Consider the following 5431-nt stretch of genomic DNA (forward strand, 5'->3'; position numbering starts at 1 on the left):
AATTCATTGCTGCGCAGGGCCGTTACAAAATACACCAGGCTTTTCTGGATGCGCATCAGTTGCAGCAATTCCTCGTTCCGGTTGGCATCGTATAGTTTTTGTTCGAGCAGGTTTCGTTTATGGTTAATTTCTTTGAGGAATTCCATATAGTTCTGCACCACTTTTTCAATGATTTTCAGCACCATCCTTTTGCGGTTGTCCGGGTGCCGGTTTTGAAACGTGTTCAGAAATTTTTTGATGGCATCGTTCTCAAAGGAATTTACGGTTACAATCTGGTTATGGGTAAGGATAATACATATTGGAATGGTAATATAAAAGGCATCGCTATCATTGAAGGAATTGTTTTCCGTAGGGGTTTTGATAACGATCAGTTTTACATTGTCTTCTTCTTCAAAACGGGTTCTTTCGTCTATATCGAGTGAGTCGGTCAGGAAGTCGAGCGGAATATCCAGTTCTTCTGCCAGTTCGGTAAATTCTTCCTGTTTTAAAGGCGGGAGGATATTTACCCAAACGCCGTCTTCCGGTTTGTGAATAGAAACGGTTTGGTGGTTGATATTTTTAAAGTATTGAATCACGGGCAGGCGTTTATTAGGAAAGGGTTAGGGTACCTGTAAATACTTTTTCAGCAGGGCCGCAGAGCCATATATTGGTATAGCTACCATCGCGGTGGCGGTCGTATTCAACCGACAGTTTACCGCCCCGGGTAGTAACCGATACTTCGTTAAAGCCCTGTTCGTTGTGGTAATTGACCAGGGCGCTGGCAGTAACGCCGGTGCCGCAGCTCAGGGTTTCGTCTTCCACCCCCCGTTCGTAGGTGCGTACGGTGATTTCGTGTTCGTCTTCCACTTCAACGAAATTGACGTTGATGCCGGCGGGCAGAAAGGAGGGCAGGTTCCTGATTTCACGACCTTTGGCAAATACATTAAAGTCCCCCACCTGGTTTACCATTTTTACATAATGGGGAGAACCGGTGTTAAGGGTATAATCGCCGTGGTTTTCTTCAATACGGGCAACGTCCTGCATTTTAAGGCGAACCAGGCCTTTGGGGTCAATTTCCGCCTCGTGTTCACCGTCTATGGCTATAAACCGGAATACGGTGCGCACTATTCCGCTGTGGTAGGCAAACATCACCAGGCAGCGGCCGCCATTGCCGCACATGGTGCTTTCCCGGCCATCGGAATTATAGTATTTCATTTCAAAATCGTAGCCTTCTTTCGCGTTCAGCAACATCAGCCCGTCGGCCCCGATGCCGAAACGTCGGTTGCAAAGGAACTGAACCTGTTCTGCATTCAGGGAATTGTACCGGCCGTTTCTGTTATCCAGGATCACAAAATCATTTCCTGTACCCTGGTATTTGTAAAATTGTATTTCCATGGGGTTAAATACCTGCAATAATTTCCAGTGAATGAACGATTAATTTTTCTACGGCTGCCTGCCCATCGGAGGAGAAAGTTTGGTTAACCCGGTTGGCCACAATAGCATTGAGGCTCAAACACTGATGACCTAATAACCTGCTCAATCCGTAGATAGCCGAGGTTTCCATTTCAAAGTTACTGATCCTGTGCTGACCAAAACTAAATTCTGTTAGGCGGTCTACGAATTGGGGGGAGGAAAGGCCCAGGCGAAGGATCCTTCCCTGCGGCCCATAGAAGCCTGGACAGGTAACCGTAATACCGGCGTGGTAGCCCTGGGTAAAATGTTTGAGTAGGGAAGGGGAGGCGCTGCTGATATAGGGCAGCGATATTTTATTATGTACCTGGGTTTGGGTAATAAAGGACTGGATCAGCAATTGTTCCTCTTCATTTTGCTCGAGGCGGTAAAAATGGAGCAGGTTGTCCATCCCCAGGCCGTGGGTACCGGCTACAAAGGCGTCTACTGGAATATCGGCCTGGAGTGAGCCGCTGGTGCCGAGCCGGATGATGGACAGAGAACTGAGTTCGGGTTTTATAGTACGGGTGGTAAAATCGATATTTGCCAGGGCGTCGAGCTCGTTGAGCACGATATCTATATTATCCGGACCGATACCGGTGGATAGGACGGTGATACGTTTGTTTCCAAGTTGACCGGTGTGGGCGATAAATTCGCGGTGTTGACGCCGGACTTCAATACTGTCGAAGTGTTTGCTGACTTCCTGTACGCGGTCGGGGTCGCCCACGGTTAAAATAGTAGGAGCCAGTTCTTCAGGACGTAGGTCGAGGTGGTAAACAGCGCCGCGTTTATTAATAATTAGTTCAGACGATGCAATAGGTTTCATGAGATGGCGTTATAGATAAGAATTTTTTCTACCGGAATTTGCAACGAATGTATAAAAATCCTACATTCGTGCCCGATTCAAAAAAAGGGTCCTGTGGCCGAGTGGTTAGGCAGAGCTCTGCAAAAGCTTCTACAGCAGTTCGAATCTGCTCGGGACCTCAGAAAAATAAAAGTCCGTATAGGTTAAATAGACCATACGGATTTTTTGTTTTCTACCCTTTGGTCTGAATTTTCTGCCATACGGGCTATATCCTCTCTTAACCATTCAATTATTTATTGAGGCAAGTTAAAAATTACGGTTTGTCGTCTAGTAAACTGTTTAATTATTATATTAAAGAGTATAATTCAGTGACTCTACGGTAAGTGAAATGCCGGTCCTGGTACAATTGTGTACAATTCAGCGCTGAATTTCAACCGCGTTTAGTGATCCTGTGATTTCAGCAAAAACCTTTTTCTGAACCATAAATGATCCTTAAGAACCCCGAATAAATGCTTAATGAATTTTTCATCCCGCAAAGGAAAGTTGAGACCTGAAGAGTAGAAACTAAAGCCGTACCGCTGCGTATAAGTAATAATTGAAAGACCATGCTGCGTAATAATTTGTTTACACTATTAGTATTTTCTTCCTTAATCTGCCATGCACAGATCACGGAGAAGAAAAGGATTATTCTGTTTATTGGCGCACACCCGGACGATGAAACGGCTATAAGTGAGGTGCTTGCCAAATATACAAGGCTAGGGAACAGCGTTTTTGTGATCATAGCAACAGATGGAAAAGCAGGTACAAGGGTTACAAAAATTCCAGAAGGTGATTCCCTGTGTGTTATAAGAAAAATAGAGTCAATATGCGGTTGCAAAACGTTAGGCGTGGAACCTCCGATTTTCCTGGGTATAGAAAGATTAGATACTAAAATTGGAACTGCCAACTATTTTAATGAGCATCAGCGATTCATGGATTCCCTTAAATTGATTATACCTGCTATTAATCCGGATATAATAATTACTGCAGGCCCCGATGGAGATACACACCATTCAGAGCATATAGTTGTAGGTGCTGCAGTTACGGAATTGCTTCTGGCAGAAGGATCGGTTGAAAGATATCCTTTGTATCATTTCGCCTGGAAAAAAGGAACTGAATCAGTAGATCCGGGAAGTTACATGAATGAACAATACTTTAATGTAAAAATCAGCTACACTGCCGAAGACGTAAAAAAAGCCATAGTGGCTTTGCGCTGCTATGTGACACAGTATACCCAAGAAGAAATGAATGAAGAAGCAGCCAGAAAATTGAAAGACCGATCTAATTCGATTTACTTCCGAAGATTTGTTGTGATGAAAGGATTGAAACAGGATTTTGACTAAATTACGAAGCTTACCACGGCGGTTTAGTAGCTAGGCGGGTGAGCCGGTAAGCCTATAGTACAGGTTTTGCACTACAGATCAATAACACCGGTTTTACAATTCTTTTTTATCACAAAAACTCATGCTAAGACCGGTATTTCTTTCAACTGGGGCGGATTTTTCCCTTACAGCTTCTCTGGAGTGGAGGATAGGTGGAGGAAGAATGGTGGTGGAGCTAAATCTTAAATTTCGTCTTATTTCTTCGACGGAATGGCAGGTATAAGTCGATATGGATCGTTAGTGCGTCGGTATATCATAGCTGATGTCAGCAAATGATCGGTAAGCCAGGATTAAGATAAAAAGTTTCGAAGGTCGATCAGGTTAGAGATTTATTAAAATCCGGTTATACTCTTGCAATACCTGTTCAAAAAAAGTATAATTACAGGCGGATATTAACAGATCTACTCCTGGGAACACAAGTAGCGAAGCTGAAATAATTTAGCCGTTGGTGGCTGTATATCCACAAAGAATTATCTGGTTAATGGTTTACTGGTCTGTAACCTGTTTGTCAGCAAGAATTTGCCCGATAAAAGGAAGGGTAGAAATTTTTCCCGTATGAACTCCTTTCTTTCAATCGGACTTATTGTGCGGCTGTTTGGATGCTTTTAGGTCAAAAGAAACGGATAGAAACATTTCGGCACCGGTAGCCTGTATAGTCTATATGTATAGCACCGGTTTTGTAAATTACCCGGCATTTATTTGGGAATAAAAAATGTACAACAAGTAAACTTTCAGTGCAATGACAAAACATAAATTTCTACTGCCACTAATAGGAATGCTGTTCCAGGCTGTTTTGTGCCTGGCCCAAACCAGTGAAATTAAAAAGGAGAAATGGCATTGGGATAACCCGCTGAAACAAGACACTTCAGCTGGCTATGTGCAAGTGGTAAAAGTAGATAATGTGCTGTATATATCCGGGGCGGTGGCAACAGAGCTTAGTCCGCAGGCAATTACTAACTTATACCGGTCACTCGAGCGCTCTCTCAAAAGCTTTGGCGCCAGTTTTCAGCACGTCGTGAAAGAGAATTTATATACAACCGATATAGAAGCCATGAAACAGTTTAATGAGTCGAGAAAGGCTTTTTATAAAAACGATTTCCCTGCCGCAACCTGGGTGCAGGTTGTTCGTTTATATATGCCAAACGCTAAACTGGAGGTTGAATTAATAGCACATCTGCCCGCAAAATAAAACAAGCCCGGTAGTTACAAGTACAGCCGCCGTTTGCAATAAGCGTCTTTTGTCTTCCAAAAGCTTCCTAATTTAGCAGCCATGAAATATGCAAATCAGTTGGGCGCCTTTTTGGCACTGGTAGTAATTGGCAGCTGCTTTCTTACCTGGGTAAAAATTCCGGATACAAGTATTACTATTTCCGGCTTTGCCACGGCAGGTACCCGTTATGGGAAACCCGGACTGGTAAACCTGTTCATGTCTTCCATTGCCATTGTGCTTTTCCTGGTTCCAAGGATCTGGGCAAAACGGGCCAATTTTTTTTTCTCGGGCTTTAACCTGGCCTGGGCCTTTCGCAACTTTATTATGCTCAGCACCTGCTATGCCGGTGATTGTCCAGACCGCCAACCCGCTTTTTTCCTATATTTTATTGCCGCCATCCTACAACTGATCATGGCATTTGTTCCCAGCCTGGAGCTGAAGAATAAAAAAAGTCCCGAAGGACTTTTATAATTGCTGCAGGCATTGCCCGATTATTGCAACTGCTTCCTGTATTTGTTCCCGCGTAATGATCAGGGGAGGTGCAAAGCGGATCTTGTCGCCATGTGT

Annotated in this window: 6 protein-coding genes and 1 tRNA gene; 4 read left to right on the top strand and 3 right to left on the bottom strand. The window is 43.9% G+C overall.

What is annotated here, in order from left to right; all coding sequences use genetic code 11:
• The 3 genes from A1D16_RS18525 to A1D16_RS18535 all read right to left on the bottom strand — a co-directional run.
• Positions 1 to 575 (bottom strand): magnesium transporter CorA family protein (locus tag A1D16_RS18525; RefSeq protein ID WP_290712267.1); only part of this gene is annotated, 575 nt, incomplete at its 3' end.
• A 13-nt stretch (positions 576 to 588) separates the two neighbouring features.
• Positions 589 to 1374, bottom strand: a complete 786-nt coding sequence (gene dapF, locus A1D16_RS18530) for a diaminopimelate epimerase (RefSeq protein ID WP_290712269.1) — start codon at positions 1372 to 1374, stop codon at positions 589 to 591.
• A gap of 4 nt (positions 1375 to 1378) precedes the next feature.
• Positions 1379 to 2254, bottom strand: a complete 876-nt coding sequence (locus tag A1D16_RS18535; protein ID WP_290712271.1) for a nucleoside phosphorylase — start codon at positions 2252 to 2254, stop codon at positions 1379 to 1381.
• Positions 2255 to 2341: 87 nt separating this feature from the next.
• Between A1D16_RS18535 and A1D16_RS18540 the strand changes: the two genes are divergently transcribed.
• From A1D16_RS18540 to A1D16_RS18555, 4 genes are all read left to right on the top strand, one after another.
• Positions 2342 to 2412: transfer RNA gene (locus tag A1D16_RS18540), tRNA-Cys, on the top strand.
• A gap of 426 nt (positions 2413 to 2838) precedes the next feature.
• The gene (locus tag A1D16_RS18545) at positions 2839 to 3615 is read left to right on the top strand and encodes a PIG-L family deacetylase (protein WP_290712273.1); all 777 of its coding nucleotides are present in this window, start codon (positions 2839 to 2841) and stop codon (positions 3613 to 3615) included.
• Between the two features lie 778 nt (positions 3616 to 4393).
• Positions 4394 to 4843 (top strand): RidA family protein, encoded by a 450-nt coding sequence (locus tag A1D16_RS18550; RefSeq protein WP_290712275.1) that lies wholly within the window; start codon positions 4394 to 4396, stop codon positions 4841 to 4843.
• 81 nt (positions 4844 to 4924) lie between these two features.
• Positions 4925 to 5335, top strand: coding sequence for a hypothetical protein (locus tag A1D16_RS18555; RefSeq protein ID WP_290712277.1), 411 nt, complete (start codon positions 4925 to 4927; stop codon positions 5333 to 5335).
• The last annotated feature ends 96 nt before the right edge of the window (positions 5336 to 5431 follow it).

Origin of the sequence: Flavihumibacter sp. CACIAM 22H1 (assembly GCF_001601815.1) — a bacterium.
Taxonomy (GTDB): domain Bacteria; phylum Bacteroidota; class Bacteroidia; order Chitinophagales; family Chitinophagaceae; genus Flavihumibacter.

What these genes read in the sequence shown, in the direction of transcription:
- dapF (WP_290712269.1), bottom strand. Translation starts at nt 1,374, where the DNA reads ATGGAAATACAATTTTACAAATACCAGGGTACAGGAAATGATTTTGTG.
- A1D16_RS18535 (WP_290712271.1), bottom strand. Translation starts at nt 2,254, where the DNA reads ATGAAACCTATTGCATCGTCTGAACTAATTATTAATAAACGCGGCGCT.
- A1D16_RS18545 (WP_290712273.1), top strand. Translation starts at nt 2,839, where the DNA reads ATGCTGCGTAATAATTTGTTTACACTATTAGTATTTTCTTCCTTAATC.
- A1D16_RS18550 (WP_290712275.1), top strand. Translation starts at nt 4,394, where the DNA reads ATGACAAAACATAAATTTCTACTGCCACTAATAGGAATGCTGTTCCAG.
- A1D16_RS18555 (WP_290712277.1), top strand. Translation starts at nt 4,925, where the DNA reads ATGAAATATGCAAATCAGTTGGGCGCCTTTTTGGCACTGGTAGTAATT.